Source organism: Nitrosomonas halophila (assembly GCF_900107165.1).
Taxonomy (GTDB): Bacteria; Pseudomonadota; Gammaproteobacteria; order Burkholderiales; family Nitrosomonadaceae; genus Nitrosomonas; species Nitrosomonas halophila.
Genome location: NZ_FNOY01000067.1, coordinates 1 through 15182, shown reverse-complemented (window position 1 = coordinate 15182; position 15182 = coordinate 1). Strand labels below are relative to the sequence as shown.

The window sequence follows — 15182 nt, the reverse complement described above, 5'->3', positions numbered from 1 at the left end:
CCCCTACTTTTAGCATCATGGTACGTCCAAAATTTTAAAAGATAAATCTTACCGCCTTAAAGGCGGTGGTTTTAACCTTACTTCGGACTAATAAATTCGCGACAGGCACCCAGAAATCAGTTTTGCCTGAGGCGCCCGGAAGAAAAAGCAGTTTAGCAGGCATCATATCCTATACAATCATACCGGCATGCATGCAGCAGGGTTCTCGCAATATTTCAACACTACGCAGCCTGCTGGCAATTGCGTTAAATTCGAACTTTCCTCAGTGTATTAATAGCATTTTTCATGCATGGCGCACAAAGTTCAGTGTCAAGTGAACCAAAGCTATGTATAAAAGGGGAATAGAGAATAAAAAAATATCTAAGAAGCTCTGTTTGGAAATGCTGAACTTGAGTGAACGTGCCCTAGTATGACGCATGTGGATACGGATGGTTATTCCAAACCGCAAGCATCTTGGCAAGCGACTCGGTCGGTATCGAAGCCAAGCTGACGCTAGGCTGGATTGCTTCGCTGTGCTCGCAAAGATGGCAGAAAACAATGTCCATCCGCAATTTCAACCGCCGTCTTGGCGAGGCCCAATGGGCAGCGGTCATCCAGATGCTTTTCGGTAACAATAACGCTACAGTAGCCACAGGGTTGAGCAATTTGATCTGAGATTGGAATTACCAAACAGCTTCTTCGGCTTTTTACAACAGCCTTAAATGAGAGAAATTACGAGGTCGAAAAAATATTTGGCCGTGCCAGGCACAACAGAGGTCATGAAACAGAACACCGATAAACAACAGGTTAATCTGATCTGACTAATACTTACACTCAGTTCTCGTGAGCGTATCAGTCTTGGTAAATAACTAGATGTAGATTGCAGGCAGGTTGATCATCAAAGCACACAGGATTTAAAACTTATCAGACAGAAGGCCTGTCTGATAAGCAAATAAGTTTAATTATCTACGATTTCAGCGACAGTTTCTTGATCGATTCTATCAAGCAATTCAACGATAGCCATAGGAGCATTATCGCCTTTTCTGAATCCACATTTGAGAATTCTCAAATAGCCACCATTTCTAGATTGATAGCGTGGCCCCAATTCAGAAAAAACTTTTAAAACCATATCACGATTTCTGAGCCGATTAAAAGCAAGACGTTTATTCGCTAACGAAGGTTTTTTACCCAGGGTAATAACCGGTTCTACTACTCGTCGTAATTCTTTTGCTTTTGGCAATGTTGTTTTGATGATCTCATGCTGCAGCAAAGAATTAGTCATGTTTCTGAACATGGCTAAGCGATGGCTAGAGGTGCGATTAAGCTTACGTAAACCATTACGATGTCGCATGACCTGTTTCCTTTACATAATTTTCAAGATTGGCTGGGGGCCAATTTTCAAGTTTCATACCTAATGATAAATCACGCGCAGCCAAGACTTCCTTGATTTCATTGAGTGACTTACGACCTAAATTCGGAGTCCGCAATAATTCAGCTTCAGTACGCTGAATTAAATCTCCAATATAAAATATATTTTCTACTTTGAGACAATTGGCTGATCTAACCGTAAGCTCAAGATCATCTACCGGTCTGAGTAGAATGGGATCGATTGCAGGCGTTTTAGGCTGTTCCGCAGGCAAAGGGGTGCTTTCCAAATCAGCAAAAAAGGAGAACTGTTCGACTAGGACTCTCGCCGCATAGCGAATCACCTCTTCAGGATCGACCGAACCATTTGTTTCAATATCAATGATTAACTTATCAAGATCAGTACGTTGCTCTACCCGTGCACTTTCTATAGCATAGCTAACTCGGCGTATTGGACTGAAAGATGCATCAAGCAGTATCTCACCGACTGAGATGTCAGCATCGTCGGTGCGACGTGCGGATACCGGCTGATAACCTCTGCCCTCTTCCACTACAATCTGTAGATCAAGCTTACCACCCGCTGTAATATGTGCTATGGGATGATCAGGATTGATAATCTCGACATCATGCGGTAAATCAATATCAGCCGCTGTTACTAACCCTTCAGAACTTTTATTGAGTGTGATAAGCGCATGTGATTTATTATGAAGCTTAAAAATAATGCCCTTAAGATTCAAAATAAGATCAACAACGTCCTCCTGAATACCATCAAGTGAGGAATATTCATGCACCACACCAGCAATGGTTACCTTGGTCGGCGCACAACCCGAAATGGAAGATAAAAGCACACGACGTAATGCATTGCCTAAGGTGTACCCAAAACCGCGCTCGAATGGCTCCATTATCACCTTTGCATGCAGAGGCGTAATATTCTGAACCTCAACTATTCTAGGTGTGAGAAAACTATTTAATGACATAACGTTGCCAATATGTGAGAACTGTTATCTAATCTAATTACTTAGAATAGAGTTCGATAACCAAAGATTCATTAATGGTTGATGAAAGATCGCCACGTTCAGGCTTACTTTTGTACACACCAGTCAAATTATCAGAGTCGACCTCAACCCAAGACGGAATATTTCGTTTTTTTGCAATTTCAGCAGACGACTTGATGCGAATATACTTTTTAGCATGTTCAGCAACTTCGATTTTGTCGCCAGGCGATACTTGAAACGAAGGTATATTGACTCTCTTATCGTTGACTAAAATACAGTTGTGCCGAACAATTTGCCTAGACTCCGATCTCGAAGCGCCAAAACCCATATGATAAGCAACATTATCAAGCCGCCCTTCTAGTAACTGCAATAAATTTTCACCAGTGACGCCCTTTTGACGATCTGCCTGTTTATAAACATTACGGAATTGATGTTCGAGCAAACCATATATTCTTCTGATTTTTTGTTTTTCCCTCAGCTGAACTGCATAGTCTGACATTCTGGTTTTTTTCTGCCCATGCTGCCCCGGAGGATAGTTCCGACGTTCAATCGCGCATTTTTCCGTAAAACATTTATCGCCTTTTAAAAATAATTTTTCTTTCTCACGGCGACATTGTCTACATTTTGGATTTAGATTTCTGGCCATATTAGATTCTCCTTAAATACGACGTTTCTTAGGTGGCCTACATCCATTATGGGGGACAGGCGTCACGTCGGTTATGCTAGTAATCTTAAAGCCAGTTGCGTTCAGTGCTCGTACAGCCGAATCACGGCCAGGGCCCGGCCCTTTCACCCTCACTTCAAGATTTTTAACGCCGCAATCCATAGCTAATCTTCCAGCTTGCTCGGCCGCAACTTGCGCTGCAAAAGGCGTGCTTTTGCGGGATCCCTTGAAACCAACGCCACCGGAGGTTGCCCAGGATAATGCATTTCCTTGTCGATCCGAGATCGTGACAATGGTGTTGTTGAAAGAAGCATGGATATGAGCTACCCCTTCAACAACATTCTTTTTTGTTTTTTTTCTAGCTTTAGATAATGACTTGACCATTAAAATAACATCCTAAGTATTGAATAATAGCGCTGAATATTGACGTTATCTCGATCGGACTGCTTTGCGCGGGCCTTTTCTCGTTCTAGCGTTGGTTTTAGTCCGTTGTCCTCTGACAGGCAAACCTCTACGATGCCGCAATCCACGATAAGAACCGAGATCAATGAGTCTCTTGATATTCATAGAGACCTCGCGACGAAGATCACCTTCGACGACAAGCCTGCCAATATAATCACGCAACTCGTCGAGTTTGGCATCCGAAATATCTTTGAGTTTAACGGAGGGCGTTATATCTAAATCCGTACAAATTTTACGAGCGGTAGCGTTACCAATTCCATAAATAGATGTTAATGCAATATTAACATGTTGATTATTTGGTATGTTTACACCAGCTATACGTGCCATTTTCTTACCTTGAGCAATTTATGGGAAATTGGATGTTTATCCTTGACGTTGCTTGTGTCGTGCATCGGTACAAATGACTCGAACGACACGATGACGTCTAATAATTTTGCAATTTCTGCATATTTTTTTTATTGATGCGCGCACTTTCATTGATCGACTCCAAAATTTATTTCGTGATATAGCTAATCAAAACATGTAAAAGATTATTTAGTACGAAAAGTAATGCGGGCTCGCGATAAATCGTAATGTGTAAGATCGACAGTCACCTTATCACCAGGCAAAATCCGGATATAATTCATGCGCATTTTCCCAGAAATATGACCAAGCACAACATGGCCATTTTCAAGCTTAATTCGAAAAGTTGCATTAGGGAGTGTTTCAATAACCTCCCCTTGCATCTGAATAGTTTCTTCTTTCGCCATTGTTAAATCTTTTACCGCGAAAAGCTTGAACCGGACTTAAAGTTGGCCTTCTTCAGCAGACTCTCGTATTGACCAGACATTACATGAGACTGTACCTGAGCCATAAAATCCATAGTGACAACCACGATAATCAGCAATGAGGTACCACCAAAATAGAACGGCACGTTCCATTTAAGAATCATGAACTCGGGCAATAAACAAACCAGCGTAACATAAATAGAACCTATCAGAGTCAGACGAAGCATGATACGTTCGATATATTTTGAGGTTTGCTCACCTGGCCGGATACCAGGAATGAAAGCACCACTCTTTTTAAGATTGTCAGAAGTTTCTCTTGGATTGAAAACCAATGCTGTATAAAAAAAGCAAAAGAATATAATTAATGCTGCATACAATATTACGTATACAGGCTGGCCTGGTGATAATGCTGCACTAAAATCTTTTAGCCACAGTAAATCGACATCGTCTGAAAACCACCCAGCTAAAGTTGCTGGGAACAATATTATACTGGAAGCGAAGATCGGTGGAATTACGCCAGCCATATTTAATTTCAATGGAAGGTGGGAAGATTGACCGCCGACTACCTGACGCCCCACCTGTCGCTTCGCGTAATTGACCAAAATTTTCCTTTGCCCTCGCTCGACAAAAACGACAAAAGCAGTTACAGCTAAAGCGGCAATAAAGATAAATAACGCAGTCAGAAAATGCATCGCTCCGGTATTGACGAGCTCAAGCGTGCCGCCAATAGCGCTAGGGAGCCCGGCTGCAATACCTGCAAAAATAATTAGCGATATACCATTACCAATTCCGCGCTCGGTTATCTGCTCACCGAGCCACATTAAAAAAACCGTACCTGTAACAAGCGTAACAATAGTAGTAAATAGAAACAACGGGCCAGGTGTAATAACTAACCCTGCCTGTGATTGGAGCGCGATAGAAATGCCATAACTTTGAAGTGAAGCCAATAACAGCGTGCCGTAGCGGGTATATTGTGTAATTTTGCGGCGTCCCGATTCACCCTCTTTCTTTAATGATTCCAGATGCGGTACTGCAACCGTACCCAGTTGCATGATGATCGATGCGGAAATATAAGGCATGATGCCTAGCGCGAATATCGAAAAACGCGACAGAGCACCGCCTGAGAACATATTGAACATCCCAAGAATGCCACTTTCTTGGGTTTCGAAAAGCTCCTTAAGTACAACCGGGTCTATCCCTGGGACAGGTACATGGGCGCCGATTCTATATACTATAAGTGCCAACAAAAGAAACCAGAGACGTTTCTTTAGGTCATAAAATTTATCAGTCGTTGAGACTTTAGATTTAGATGCCATTAGCTTCTTTTTGCGTAAATTCTACAGCTCCACCTGACTGCTCGATTGCAGCACGAGCACCTTGCGAGACTTGGATATTTTTAATGATTAATGCTTTATCAACAGTACACTGAGACCAGATAACCTTTAAACGTGTGCGAGTATCTTTGACCAATCCATGTTCGAACAACACGTTCGGATCAATCGCATTTTGACCAATTTTTAATAGATCAGATAATTTAATCTCTTGTGTAGCCTGTTTGCCATATATGGTAAATCCACGCTTTGGCAGGCGGCGCTGGAGTGGCATCTGCCCACCCTCAAAACCTACTTTATGAAATCCGCCGGCACGAGACTTCTGACCTTTATGCCCACGCCCACAAGTTTTACCCAAACCTGAGCCGATGCCTCTACCTACCCGACGACGAGCAACATTGGATCCAATTGCAGGTTTAATAGTATTGAGCTTCACTTAACCCTCTAATTTCACTAAATAGTTAATGGTATTAATCATGCCTCGATTGGATGGGGTATCATCAACAATAACAGATTGATTAACTTTTCTCAGACCCAATCCCTGTGCACTGAGCCTATGATTCTTCTTCGTGCCAATTAGACTTTTAACTAGCGTTACTTTGAGAGACTTGACTTGACTCATTCTCTATGTCCCAGAATATCTTCTACCGACTTCCCACGCTTAGCCGCAATCATAGCCGGGGAGTTAACCTTACTAAGACCATTAATAGTGGCACGCACAATGTTGTAAGGATTGGTAGAACCTATGCATTTAGCCAGAATGTTATGTATGCCCATGACTTCAAAAATAGCTCGCATTGGACCACCTGCGATAATACCGGTTCCTTCGGAAGCCGGTTGCATGTACACCTTAGCTGCACCATGCTCACCGATGACAGCATGATGAAGTGTGCCATCAGCCAAATTGACTTTGATCATTTTTTGGCGCGCCTCCTCTATTGCTTTCTGGACAGCGACCGGCACTTCGCGTGATTTGCCTTTGCCCATTCCGATACTGCCATTACCATCGCCAACTACCGTCAATGCAGCAAAACCGAGTATGCGACCGCCCTTGACCACTTTCGTGACACGGTTGACAGAGACCATTTTCTCTTTCAAACCGTCCATTTTGCTATCCTCCTGGGCGCGACCGCCAGGTGCTTTTGTAACTCTTGCCACTTTGCACTCCTAAATCAAAACTTAATGCCAGCACTTCTTGCAGATTCAGCCAAGGCCTTTACACGGCCATGATACTTAAATCCGCTACGGTCAAAAGCTACATCACTTACATTGTGCTCTAGCGATTTTTTTGCGACCAATTCACCAACGAACTTTGCCGCCTCAATAGTGCTTCCATTGGGATATTTGGCTTTCACTGCTGGCTCTACCGTAGAGGCACATGCAATAACCTTACTGGCGGCGGGATCAAATACTTGTGCATAAATATGCTTATTGCTTCTATGCACTAGCAATCTGTATTTACCAGAATTCAGAATCTTTAGTCTCGTAGCTTTTGATCTACGTAAACGCATTTGCTTTGTCGTTAGCATTTATGCATTCCTAATTTATTTTTTCTTGGTTTCTTTCAACACTATTCTTTCATCGGCGAATCTAATACCTTTGCCTTTATATGGCTCTGGCTTACGAAACCCTCTGATTTCAGCTGCAACTTGTCCAACTGCTTGCTTATCGATTCCCTTAATCCGAATTTCGGTCTGTGTCGGTACTTCAGCCTGAACGCCATTTGGCAGAGTATAAACAACAGGATGCGAAAATCCCAGACTGAGATTAAGATTTGTGCCTGCAACTTGCGCTCTATAGCCAACACCAACCAGCAATAGTTTTTTCTCAAAGCCGCTGGTAACGCCAGTAATCATATTAATGATCAACGACCTGAGTGTGCCAATGATTGCCTTGGCATGCTTGGTTGCTTTCAAGGCACTGACCTCGAGGGAACCAGAATCCAGGCTAATTTTTACAGTTTGCTTGTCAAATTCCTGTAATAACTCTCCCAAAGGACCTGTGACGGTTACAGTAGAAGCTTTCACCTGAATGTCAACATTTTCGGGAACAGAAATTGGTTTTGTGGTTGCAAAAGTCATTATTCTTAATCCTTATTACCTTAGGTCACGATACACAGGATTTCACCACCCAAACCACTTTCCCTAGCCGAGCGCTCTGTCATTACACCTTTAGAAGTTGAAACTATAGCAATACCGAGCCCATTCATCACCTGAGGCAAATCAGTTTTTGGCTTGTAAATCCTTAATCCAGGCCGACTAACACGTTTAATCGTCTCTATAACAGCACAGCCATTGAAATATTTCAACAAAACGCTGATGTGGGACTTTTTATCTAAATCGATGAGTTTATAGTCCTGTATATAGCCTTCATCCTTCAAGACTTTTAAAATAGACAACTTAAGTTTAGACGAAGGCATTACAACTTCTTTTCTTTCTGATAATTGTGCATTTCTTATACGAGTTAACATATCTGAAATGGGATCAGTCATACACATATAATTACACCACTATTTTAATAGTCTTTAACACTTAAGCTTATTGTCAAGATCCAGTGTCTTCAACCAGTTACCAGCTAGCCTTAATGACACCTGGAATCTGGCCAGACATTGCAATTTCACGTAACTTAATACGTCCAAGTCCAAATTTTTTATACACACCTCTCGGGCGGCCTGTGAGCGCACATCGCTGGCGTAGCCTTACCGGACTGGAATCACGTGGCAATTTTTGCAATGATTCTCTCGCCGCCAATTTTTGCTCATAATCAATACTGGGGTCATCCAGAATAGCCAGTATTTCAGATCTGCGCTTTGCAAATTTATCTACAATTTTTATTCTTTTTAAATTTCTATTAATTATTGATTTTTTTGCCACAATACTTCCTTAGCTTCTGAATGGAAATCTAAATGCAGACAGCAATGCCTTTGCCTCAGCGTCAGTCTTCGCTGTAGTCGTTACGGTTATGTTCAATCCACGCAATTTATCGATTTTATCATAATCTATCTCTGGGAAAATAATTTGTTCCTTTATCCCCATATTGAAATTTCCTCGCCCATCAAATCCCTTAACCTGAATGCCTCTGAAGTCGCGGATACGAGGAATGGCAATGTTGACCAGTCTATCCAGGAACTCATACATTTTCCTGTCTCGCAGCGTCACCATACAACCAACTGGATAGCCGGCACGGACCTTGAAGGTGGCAATCGATTTGCGAGCCTTGGTTATGATCGGCCGTTGCCCACTAATCTTTTCCAGATCATTAAAGGCATTTTCAATGATTTTTTTATCTACAGATGCCTCGCCTACGCCCATATTAAGCGTAATTTTTGTGATTCGAGGAACCTGCATGGCAGATTTATAACTAAATCTGTCAATCAGCTCTTTCACTACCGTGTGTCGATAAAAATCTTGTAATCGCGTCATTTTTTATACATTGCCTTATTACGAGTCGATCAGGCTACCATCAGATTTAAAGTAGCGCACTTTTAAACCAGATTCATCCAGCTTGAAGCCCACGCGATCTGCTTTTTTAGCTGAAAAATTGTAAATGGCAATATTTGAAATATGTATGGGCATTTCCATCTCAACAATACCACCAGTTACATTTTTATTGGGATTGGGCTTGACATGCTTCTTAACTTTATTGAGGCCCTGTACGATAACACGCTCATCCGATTCATATTTTAGGATAGTGGATCGCTTGCCCTTATCTTTCCCAGCTATTACGATAACGTCATCACCTTTTCGTATTTTTTTCATAATCATCTACCTCTACTATAAAACCTCAGGTGCTAATGACACTATTTTCATAAATTTTGCTGTACGCAGCTCACGCGTAACGGGACCAAAAATGCGCGTACCGATGGGTTCAAGTTTAGCGTTCAATATAACTGCTGCATTGGAGTCGAACTTAATCAAGGATCCATCTGCACGTCGTACACCCTTGGCAGTACGGACGACAACGGCATTATATACTTCGCCTTTTTTAACGCGCCCTCGGGGTGCTGCATCCTTGACAGCTACTTTGATGATGTCACCCACACCAGCGAATCTCCGTTTCGATCCACCTAAAACCTTGATACACATAACGGAACGTGCGCCAGTATTATCCGCGACTTTCAGCACCGACTGCATTTGAATCATAATCTCTTTTACACCCAGTTAATATTTCGGTTTAGAAGTTGAGCCAAGCTTTGGAGTCTAATTTCAACCCCTCCCTAACTAACTTTTATTTTAGACCGCTTTAATCACTTTCCAAGATTTGGTTTTTGATACAGGCTTGGTTTCACAAATTTCGACCAAATCGCCTATTTTATATTGATTGAGCTCATCATGCGCATGAAATTTTCGGGAACGCTTGATAATCTTGCCATATAGCGGATGTTTGACTTTCCGGTCAATGCGAACAGTTACCGTTTTATCTCTATTGTCACTGACCACTTGACCGATCAGAATATTACTTGGATTATCCATATTCATGATTGTGCCGCTTTCTGTCCTAAAATGGTTTTGACGCGGGCTATATCACGTCGAACATTCTTGATTTGTGAAACATTCTCTAACTGCTGAGTGGCCTGTCTCATCCGCAACCCAAATTGTGTTCTACGCAAGGAAAGCAATTCTTTCTCTAACTCCGCTCGATCCTTGTTTCTCAATTCTTCAGTTTTCATATACTTAAGTTCCTAATTGCCTTACAACAAAAGTTGTCTGTACTGGAAGTTTTGCGGAAGCCAATCTGAATGCCTCTCGGGCTAATGCTTCATCCACTCCGTCCATCTCATACAACATCTTGCCAGGCTGAATCTCAGCAACGTAGTATTCTGGATTGCCTTTTCCCTTGCCCATCCGAACCTCGGCAGGTTTTTGGGATATCGGTTTATCCGGGAAAATTCTGATCCAAATTCTACCACCGCGTTTGATATGCCTTGTCATCGCACGTCTAGCAGCTTCAATCTGGCGCGAAGTCAATCGACCACGACCAACTGCCTTTAAACCGAATTCACCAAAACTTACCTTGTTTCCTCTGGTCGCGATGCCGGTATTTCGCCCTTTATGTTGCTTTCTATATTTGGTTCTGGATGGTTGCAACATCTAAAGTATTCCTTAGCCTAATTTCGATTAATCTTCAATGGATACCAAAAGATTCATCACTTTAATCTATAGATGATCTAAACCTGCCGCTCTTTGATAGAGAGCTGTTCACCTTTAAATACCCATACTTTTACGCCAATGACCCCGTAGGTCGTTTTGGCTTCAGCAGTGCCATAATCCACTTCTGCCCTTAAAGTATGAAGAGGCACTCTTCCTTCACGATACCACTCTGTACGCGCGATCTCGATTCCGTTCAAACGGCCGGAGCTCATAATTTTAATGCCTTGGGCACCGAGTCTCATTGCATTTTGTATGGCTCGCTTCATCGCCCGCCTGAACATAATTCTTTTCTCGAGCTGTTGTGTAATATTAGCAGCGATGAGTTGCGCATCTATTTCTGGTTTGCGGATTTCTTCAATATTAATATGAACAGGAATAGCCATCAGCTTTTCAACATTCCGTCTCAAAATCTCAATATCTTCACCCTTTTTTCCAATCACAACACCAGGCCTTGAAGTATGAATGGTAATACGGGCATTTTTTGAAGGCCTCTCAATGACAATATTTCCCACTGAGGCATGGCTCAATTTTTTCAAAAGATATTGTCTGACCTGTATGTCTTCTCTTAGAAAATCCGGGAATTTCTTAGTATTCGCATACCAGCGTGATGACCAATTCTTTAAAACTGAAAGCCGAAAGCCTGTTGGGTTAATTTTCTGTCCCATAATTACTTCAAGTCCTTATTTTATATACTATTTATCACCAACAGTCAGCAATATATGGCAAGTTGGTTTAACAATGCGATTACCTCTACCCTTAGCTCGAGGACTGACCCGTTTGAGTGAAGGCCCACGGTCGACATAAATTTTGGAAACATTCAGTTCGTCAATATCCGCGCCCTCATTATGTTCAGCATTTGCTACCGCAGATTCCAGCAATTTCAATATGATTTCTGCACCCTTTTTAGGACTGAAGGTCAACACCTTAATTGCCTGTTCTACACTCAGTCCTCTTATTTGATCTGCGACGAGGCGTCCTTTCTGAGCAGATAATCTAACTCCACGTAAGACAGCTGTAGTTTGCATTTATTATCCTTATCGCTTAGAACCGGCTTTTTTATCACCAGCATGACCTTTAAAGGTTCTAGTATGTGAAAATTCGCCTAATTTATGCCCGACCATATTTTCCGTAATAAATACAGGAACATGCTGCTTACCATTGTGCACGGCAATAGTCAATCCTATGAAGTCAGGAAGAATTGTAGAGCGTCGTGACCATGTTTTAATTGGTTTCTTGTCATTTTTCTGACGCGCAGTATAAACTTTGTTGATGAGATGCAGATCAACAAATGGGCCTTTTGAAATAGAGCGACTCATACTAAATTAACCTTTTTTAGAATACCTGCTACGTACAATCATATTATCTGTTCTTTTATTCCTGCGTGTGCGAGAACCTTTTGCTGGTGTACCCCAGGGGCTGACAGGATGCCGGCCAGCGGCAGTTTTACCCTCACCACCGCCATGCGGGTGATCAACAGGATTCATTGCAACCCCTCTGACGGTTGGCCGTATACCTCTCCAGCGCGTCGCACCGGCCTTACCGATTGACCTGAGATTATGCTCTGCATTGCCCACTTCTCCGAGAGTGGCACGACAGTCTATATGAATTTTTCTTATTTCGCCTGATCTCAGTTTAATTTGCGAGTAGTTACCCTCCCTAGCCATCAGTTGAACCGATGATCCCGCTGATCGTGCCAGCTGCGCCCCTTTACCTGGCTTAAGCTCAACACAATGCAGGGTGCTTCCTATAGGTATATTACGTATAGGCAAAGTATTGCCCGACTTGATTGGCGCACTTGGGCCATTCACAAGCATTGATCCTACAACCGTATCCTTTGTAGCAATAACATACCTTCTCTCGCCATCAGCATAACAAAGCAAAGCAAGATGGGCACTTCGGTTTGGATCGTATTCTATCCTTTCAACCTTAGCTGGGATATCGTCCTTATTTCTCTTAAAGTCAACGATACGATAATGTTGTTTATGCCCCCCACCTATATGGCGAACTGTAATCCTGCCGCTATTGTTTCGTCCGGCATGTTTTTTCTTTTTTTCTAGTAATTTTGCATAGGGCTCACCCTTATGCAGAAAATTGTTAACTAGTTTAATTACCCCTCTGCGACCTGGTGAGGTAGGTTTGGTTTTTACAAGTGCCATTACTTATCCTCAAATAACTTTACATCAGTAAAGTCGATTTCTTGATCACCTTTTAGACTGACATATGCTTTTTTCCAGCCAGATCTCTTACCCATAAAGCGACCAAATCTCTTATTTTTACCTTTAACGTTGGAGATTTGAACACTCTCTACCTGTATTTTCTGCGATTCCCATAACTGTTCTATTGCTGATTTAATCTCAGTTTTGTTCGCATCTGAAGCGACACGAAAAATAATTTGATGGTGTTTATCTGCAATAAAAGTGGCTTTCTCAGAAATTTGTGGTGACAGAATAATCTGGAACGCTCTTTCTCGACTAATATTTACTGTTTTCATAGCAGCACACTTTCAAATTGTTTGGCTGTCGCCTTAGTGACGATGATGCTATCGTAATGCATCAAACTGACAGGATCGATGCCTGCAACTTCCACTACTCTAGCATGGGGCACATTTCTCGACGCCAGATATAAATTATCATCGATTGCATCTGTGATAACCAGTACATTAGATAGCTGGTGAGTACCCAGTTTCTGGACGAAATCCTTAGTTTTAGGCGTCGCTACTGTGAAGTCATCGACAAATTTAATTCTATTTTCTCTCACAAGCTGGGAAAGGATCGTACATATTCCGGCACGATACATCTTTCGGTTAACTTTATGACTAAAGTTCTCGTCTGGCTTGTTTGGAAATATTTTTCCACCGCCACGCCATATTGGATTCGATGCTGCACCAGTTCGCGCCCTGCCAGTGCCTTTCTGCCGCCACTGTTTATGAGTCGACCTAGCGACCTCGGAGCGACCTTTCTGCGCGCGAGTCCCTGTTCGAGCATTGGCCAAATATGACTTAACAATCTGATGCACTAGTGCTTCGTTATAAGCTCTGCCAAAAACAGAATCAGAGAGACTCAACTCTTCTGATGTCCCATTTTCGTTCACACATAAAATCTTCACTTCGCCCCCAAATTTTTTTCTACTATGCTAAATGGATATGATTAAGCTACGGTCTTTTATTTATGTGTCTGTTTAATGCCAGGACGAATAAAAACGCCATTACCCTTTGCTCCAGGAACGGATCCTTTCAGAAACAACAGTCCTCGCTGCACATCGACTCGTACTACTTCAATATTCTGGATCGTACATTTCTCGTTACCCAAACGGCCTGACATTTTTTTGCCGGGAAAAACGCGCCCAGGGTCTTGGGCCATTCCTATGGAGCCCGGTACATTATGCGATTTTGAATTACCATGACTAGCACGGTTAGAGGAAAAGTTGTGTTTTTTGATAGTTCCGGCATAACCCTTACCTATGGAAACGCCACTGACATCAACTTTTTGACCTACCTCAAAGAGCGCGACACTGATCTCTGCACCAGGCTTCAAATCTGCGATTGCTGCAGGATCAGTCCTGAATTCCTTAATAATCTTACCCGCTTCTACGCCAGCTCGAGCAAAATGGCCTGACAATGGCTTGGTGATTCGGCTTGAACGTTGCAGTCCATGAGTAAGTTGTATCGCAGTGTATCCGTCTTTGTTTGCAGATTTGATTTGAACAACTCTATTTCCTGAAATATCCAAAACGGTGACCGGCACACTACTCCCTGTTTCGGTAAATACTCTAGTCATTCCTATTTTTTTACCGATTAATCCTGGCATCATTTCTTTTCCTTTAACTACTTTTATTATTCAGGCTATTCAAAAATACACAATCAGCTATAACTCAACCGACGCTGCCTACAGCTTAATTTCAACGTCTACACCAGCAGGTAGATCCAATTTCATCAAGGCATCTACCGTTTTATCTGTTGGATCAATAATATCCATTAAACGGAGATGCGTTCTAATTTCGAATTGATCTCTTGATGTTTTATTCACATGCGGAGAGCGTAATAAATCAAATCTTTCAATACGCGTAGGCAACGGAACTGGTCCTCTTACAACCGCGCCAGTTCGCTTCGCTGTTTCGACAATTTCCATCGCTGACTTATCGATTAAGCGATAATCGAAAGCTTTTAAGCGAATGCGTATTTTTTGACTTTGCATAGATTAACCTGTTATAAACTCTTAATTCTTGATCTTAATTTACAGCCACCAACTTAATACGTTGCTTTTGATTGTTGCTTGTCTTTGACAAACAACAGTTAGCAGGTTATCGATTACATCAGCAGCTACTTGGGTTTACTTAATCATCAAATTACCTGCAAGCACCAACCCATTACTCAATTTACTCTATAACCTTGGCCACCACACCGGCACCCACTGTCCGACCGCCTTCGCGGATGGCAAAGCGCAAGCCTTCATCCATTGCAATCGGTGCTA

30 protein-coding genes and 1 pseudogene are annotated in these 15182 nt (G+C 42.2%); 1 reads left to right on the top strand and 30 read right to left on the bottom strand.

The genetic code is table 11. The annotated features are described in order from the left end of the window. The first annotated feature begins 453 nt into the window (after positions 1-453). On the top strand, positions 454-654 hold the full coding sequence (locus BLV85_RS12315) for a hypothetical protein (RefSeq protein WP_090415549.1): 201 nt from the start codon (positions 454-456) through the stop codon (positions 652-654). A gap of 283 nt (positions 655-937) precedes the next feature. Here BLV85_RS12315 and rplQ read toward each other — a convergent pair whose 3' ends face one another. The 30 genes and pseudogenes from rplQ to BLV85_RS12165 all read right to left on the bottom strand — a co-directional run. Then, positions 938-1330, bottom strand: coding sequence for a 50S ribosomal protein L17 (rplQ, locus tag BLV85_RS12310; RefSeq protein WP_090415548.1), 393 nt, complete (start codon positions 1328-1330; stop codon positions 938-940). Continuing rightward, positions 1317-2321, bottom strand: a complete 1005-nt coding sequence (locus tag BLV85_RS12305) for a DNA-directed RNA polymerase subunit alpha (protein ID WP_090415547.1) — start codon at positions 2319-2321, stop codon at positions 1317-1319. The genes rplQ and BLV85_RS12305 overlap by 14 nt, the downstream gene beginning before the upstream one ends. A gap of 37 nt (positions 2322-2358) precedes the next feature. Next, positions 2359-2985, bottom strand: coding sequence for a 30S ribosomal protein S4 (rpsD, locus tag BLV85_RS12300; protein ID WP_090415546.1), 627 nt, complete (start codon positions 2983-2985; stop codon positions 2359-2361). Between the two features lie 12 nt (positions 2986-2997). Further along, positions 2998-3387 carry a 30S ribosomal protein S11 gene (gene rpsK, locus BLV85_RS12295; protein WP_090415545.1) on the bottom strand — a complete coding sequence of 130 codons (390 nt, stop codon included), beginning with the start codon at positions 3385-3387 and terminating at the stop codon, positions 2998-3000. Between the two features lie 45 nt (positions 3388-3432). Further along, positions 3433-3792, bottom strand: a complete 360-nt coding sequence (rpsM, locus tag BLV85_RS12290) for a 30S ribosomal protein S13 (RefSeq protein ID WP_090415544.1) — start codon at positions 3790-3792, stop codon at positions 3433-3435. 36 nt (positions 3793-3828) lie between these two features. Continuing rightward, on the bottom strand, positions 3829-3942 hold the full coding sequence (gene rpmJ, locus BLV85_RS12285) for a 50S ribosomal protein L36 (protein WP_090415543.1): 114 nt from the start codon (positions 3940-3942) through the stop codon (positions 3829-3831). A gap of 53 nt (positions 3943-3995) precedes the next feature. Then, a complete protein-coding gene (gene infA / locus BLV85_RS12280) occupies positions 3996-4214 on the bottom strand; it encodes a translation initiation factor IF-1 (RefSeq protein ID WP_090415542.1) in 219 nt (72 codons plus the stop codon). A gap of 11 nt (positions 4215-4225) precedes the next feature. After that, the gene (gene secY, locus BLV85_RS12275; protein ID WP_090415541.1) at positions 4226-5548 is read right to left on the bottom strand and encodes a preprotein translocase subunit SecY; all 1323 of its coding nucleotides are present in this window, start codon (positions 5546-5548) and stop codon (positions 4226-4228) included. Then, positions 5538-5999 (bottom strand): 50S ribosomal protein L15, encoded by a 462-nt coding sequence (rplO, locus tag BLV85_RS12270; protein ID WP_090415540.1) that lies wholly within the window; start codon positions 5997-5999, stop codon positions 5538-5540. The genes secY and rplO overlap by 11 nt, the downstream gene beginning before the upstream one ends. Continuing rightward, positions 6000-6185 (bottom strand): 50S ribosomal protein L30, encoded by a 186-nt coding sequence (gene rpmD / locus BLV85_RS12265; RefSeq protein ID WP_090415539.1) that lies wholly within the window; start codon positions 6183-6185, stop codon positions 6000-6002. Continuing rightward, positions 6182-6670 (bottom strand): 30S ribosomal protein S5, encoded by a 489-nt coding sequence (gene rpsE, locus BLV85_RS12260; RefSeq protein WP_090415538.1) that lies wholly within the window; start codon positions 6668-6670, stop codon positions 6182-6184. Before rpsE ends, rpmD begins: the two co-directional genes overlap by 4 nt. Before the next feature lie 65 nt (positions 6671-6735). Continuing rightward, on the bottom strand, positions 6736-7092 hold the full coding sequence (rplR, locus tag BLV85_RS12255; RefSeq protein WP_090415537.1) for a 50S ribosomal protein L18: 357 nt from the start codon (positions 7090-7092) through the stop codon (positions 6736-6738). 15 nt (positions 7093-7107) lie between these two features. After that, the gene (gene rplF / locus BLV85_RS12250) at positions 7108-7644 is read right to left on the bottom strand and encodes a 50S ribosomal protein L6 (RefSeq protein WP_090415536.1); all 537 of its coding nucleotides are present in this window, start codon (positions 7642-7644) and stop codon (positions 7108-7110) included. Positions 7645-7664: 20 nt separating this feature from the next. Further along, entirely contained in the window at positions 7665-8060 is a 396-nt protein-coding gene (rpsH, locus tag BLV85_RS12245) for a 30S ribosomal protein S8 (protein WP_090415535.1), read from the bottom strand. Between the two features lie 70 nt (positions 8061-8130). Further along, complete coding sequence (gene rpsN, locus BLV85_RS12240; protein ID WP_090415534.1) at positions 8131-8436, bottom strand: 30S ribosomal protein S14; 306 nt, start codon at positions 8434-8436, stop codon at positions 8131-8133. Positions 8437-8445: 9 nt separating this feature from the next. Continuing rightward, positions 8446-8985 (bottom strand): 50S ribosomal protein L5, encoded by a 540-nt coding sequence (rplE, locus tag BLV85_RS12235; protein WP_090415533.1) that lies wholly within the window; start codon positions 8983-8985, stop codon positions 8446-8448. 18 nt (positions 8986-9003) lie between these two features. Further along, complete coding sequence (gene rplX / locus BLV85_RS12230; RefSeq protein WP_090415550.1) at positions 9004-9321, bottom strand: 50S ribosomal protein L24; 318 nt, start codon at positions 9319-9321, stop codon at positions 9004-9006. A gap of 15 nt (positions 9322-9336) precedes the next feature. Continuing rightward, a complete protein-coding gene (gene rplN / locus BLV85_RS12225) occupies positions 9337-9705 on the bottom strand; it encodes a 50S ribosomal protein L14 (RefSeq protein WP_090415532.1) in 369 nt (122 codons plus the stop codon). A gap of 90 nt (positions 9706-9795) precedes the next feature. Then, a complete protein-coding gene (rpsQ, locus tag BLV85_RS12220; protein WP_090415531.1) occupies positions 9796-10041 on the bottom strand; it encodes a 30S ribosomal protein S17 in 246 nt (81 codons plus the stop codon). Beyond that, a complete protein-coding gene (rpmC, locus tag BLV85_RS12215; RefSeq protein ID WP_090415530.1) occupies positions 10038-10232 on the bottom strand; it encodes a 50S ribosomal protein L29 in 195 nt (64 codons plus the stop codon). Before rpmC ends, rpsQ begins: the two co-directional genes overlap by 4 nt. Positions 10233-10236: 4 nt before the next feature. Further along, entirely contained in the window at positions 10237-10653 is a 417-nt protein-coding gene (gene rplP / locus BLV85_RS12210; RefSeq protein ID WP_090415529.1) for a 50S ribosomal protein L16, read from the bottom strand. 98 nt (positions 10654-10751) lie between these two features. After that, a pseudogene (gene rpsC, locus BLV85_RS12205) lies at positions 10752-11378 on the bottom strand (30S ribosomal protein S3); the annotation flags it as partial. Between the two features lie 27 nt (positions 11379-11405). Then, on the bottom strand, positions 11406-11738 hold the full coding sequence (rplV, locus tag BLV85_RS12200) for a 50S ribosomal protein L22 (RefSeq protein ID WP_090415527.1): 333 nt from the start codon (positions 11736-11738) through the stop codon (positions 11406-11408). A 9-nt stretch (positions 11739-11747) separates the two neighbouring features. After that, positions 11748-12029, bottom strand: a complete 282-nt coding sequence (gene rpsS, locus BLV85_RS12195; protein WP_090415526.1) for a 30S ribosomal protein S19 — start codon at positions 12027-12029, stop codon at positions 11748-11750. A 6-nt stretch (positions 12030-12035) separates the two neighbouring features. Then, a complete protein-coding gene (rplB, locus tag BLV85_RS12190) occupies positions 12036-12869 on the bottom strand; it encodes a 50S ribosomal protein L2 (RefSeq protein ID WP_090415525.1) in 834 nt (277 codons plus the stop codon). Next, positions 12869-13204 (bottom strand): 50S ribosomal protein L23, encoded by a 336-nt coding sequence (gene rplW / locus BLV85_RS12185; RefSeq protein ID WP_090415524.1) that lies wholly within the window; start codon positions 13202-13204, stop codon positions 12869-12871. The genes rplB and rplW overlap by 1 nt, the downstream gene beginning before the upstream one ends. Continuing rightward, complete coding sequence (gene rplD, locus BLV85_RS12180) at positions 13201-13818, bottom strand: 50S ribosomal protein L4 (RefSeq protein ID WP_090415523.1); 618 nt, start codon at positions 13816-13818, stop codon at positions 13201-13203. Before rplD ends, rplW begins: the two co-directional genes overlap by 4 nt. A gap of 56 nt (positions 13819-13874) precedes the next feature. Further along, complete coding sequence (rplC, locus tag BLV85_RS12175) at positions 13875-14522, bottom strand: 50S ribosomal protein L3 (RefSeq protein WP_090415522.1); 648 nt, start codon at positions 14520-14522, stop codon at positions 13875-13877. Positions 14523-14597: 75 nt separating this feature from the next. Then, positions 14598-14906: a 30S ribosomal protein S10 gene (rpsJ, locus tag BLV85_RS12170; protein ID WP_090415521.1), complete on the bottom strand. Its 309-nt coding sequence runs from the start codon at positions 14904-14906 to the stop codon at positions 14598-14600. A 181-nt stretch (positions 14907-15087) separates the two neighbouring features. Further along, a partial coding sequence (locus BLV85_RS12165; protein WP_483869871.1) for an EF-Tu C-terminal domain-related protein occupies positions 15088-15182 on the bottom strand: 95 nt, incomplete at its 5' end.

What these genes read in the sequence shown, in the direction of transcription:
- rpsD (WP_090415546.1), bottom strand. Translation starts at nt 2,985, where the DNA reads ATGGCCAGAAATCTAAATCCAAAATGTAGACAATGTCGCCGTGAGAAA.
- rplN (WP_090415532.1), bottom strand. Translation starts at nt 9,705, where the DNA reads ATGATTCAAATGCAGTCGGTGCTGAAAGTCGCGGATAATACTGGCGCA.
- BLV85_RS12305 (WP_090415547.1), bottom strand. Translation starts at nt 2,321, where the DNA reads ATGTCATTAAATAGTTTTCTCACACCTAGAATAGTTGAGGTTCAGAAT.
- rplB (WP_090415525.1), bottom strand. Translation starts at nt 12,869, where the DNA reads ATGGCACTTGTAAAAACCAAACCTACCTCACCAGGTCGCAGAGGGGTA.
- rpsK (WP_090415545.1), bottom strand. Translation starts at nt 3,387, where the DNA reads ATGGTCAAGTCATTATCTAAAGCTAGAAAAAAAACAAAAAAGAATGTT.
- rplC (WP_090415522.1), bottom strand. Translation starts at nt 14,522, where the DNA reads ATGATGCCAGGATTAATCGGTAAAAAAATAGGAATGACTAGAGTATTT.
- rpsE (WP_090415538.1), bottom strand. Translation starts at nt 6,670, where the DNA reads ATGGACGGTTTGAAAGAGAAAATGGTCTCTGTCAACCGTGTCACGAAA.
- rpsH (WP_090415535.1), bottom strand. Translation starts at nt 8,060, where the DNA reads ATGTGTATGACTGATCCCATTTCAGATATGTTAACTCGTATAAGAAAT.
- rplX (WP_090415550.1), bottom strand. Translation starts at nt 9,321, where the DNA reads ATGAAAAAAATACGAAAAGGTGATGACGTTATCGTAATAGCTGGGAAA.
- rplE (WP_090415533.1), bottom strand. Translation starts at nt 8,985, where the DNA reads ATGACGCGATTACAAGATTTTTATCGACACACGGTAGTGAAAGAGCTG.
- rpsS (WP_090415526.1), bottom strand. Translation starts at nt 12,029, where the DNA reads ATGAGTCGCTCTATTTCAAAAGGCCCATTTGTTGATCTGCATCTCATC.
- rpmD (WP_090415539.1), bottom strand. Translation starts at nt 6,185, where the DNA reads ATGAGTCAAGTCAAGTCTCTCAAAGTAACGCTAGTTAAAAGTCTAATT.
- rplP (WP_090415529.1), bottom strand. Translation starts at nt 10,653, where the DNA reads ATGTTGCAACCATCCAGAACCAAATATAGAAAGCAACATAAAGGGCGA.
- rpmC (WP_090415530.1), bottom strand. Translation starts at nt 10,232, where the DNA reads ATGAAAACTGAAGAATTGAGAAACAAGGATCGAGCGGAGTTAGAGAAA.
- rpsQ (WP_090415531.1), bottom strand. Translation starts at nt 10,041, where the DNA reads ATGAATATGGATAATCCAAGTAATATTCTGATCGGTCAAGTGGTCAGT.
- rplR (WP_090415537.1), bottom strand. Translation starts at nt 7,092, where the DNA reads ATGCTAACGACAAAGCAAATGCGTTTACGTAGATCAAAAGCTACGAGA.
- rplQ (WP_090415548.1), bottom strand. Translation starts at nt 1,330, where the DNA reads ATGCGACATCGTAATGGTTTACGTAAGCTTAATCGCACCTCTAGCCAT.
- secY (WP_090415541.1), bottom strand. Translation starts at nt 5,548, where the DNA reads ATGGCATCTAAATCTAAAGTCTCAACGACTGATAAATTTTATGACCTA.
- rplF (WP_090415536.1), bottom strand. Translation starts at nt 7,644, where the DNA reads ATGACTTTTGCAACCACAAAACCAATTTCTGTTCCCGAAAATGTTGAC.
- rplW (WP_090415524.1), bottom strand. Translation starts at nt 13,204, where the DNA reads ATGAAAACAGTAAATATTAGTCGAGAAAGAGCGTTCCAGATTATTCTG.
- rplV (WP_090415527.1), bottom strand. Translation starts at nt 11,738, where the DNA reads ATGCAAACTACAGCTGTCTTACGTGGAGTTAGATTATCTGCTCAGAAA.
- infA (WP_090415542.1), bottom strand. Translation starts at nt 4,214, where the DNA reads ATGGCGAAAGAAGAAACTATTCAGATGCAAGGGGAGGTTATTGAAACA.
- rpsM (WP_090415544.1), bottom strand. Translation starts at nt 3,792, where the DNA reads ATGGCACGTATAGCTGGTGTAAACATACCAAATAATCAACATGTTAAT.
- rpmJ (WP_090415543.1), bottom strand. Translation starts at nt 3,942, where the DNA reads ATGAAAGTGCGCGCATCAATAAAAAAAATATGCAGAAATTGCAAAATT.
- rpsJ (WP_090415521.1), bottom strand. Translation starts at nt 14,906, where the DNA reads ATGCAAAGTCAAAAAATACGCATTCGCTTAAAAGCTTTCGATTATCGC.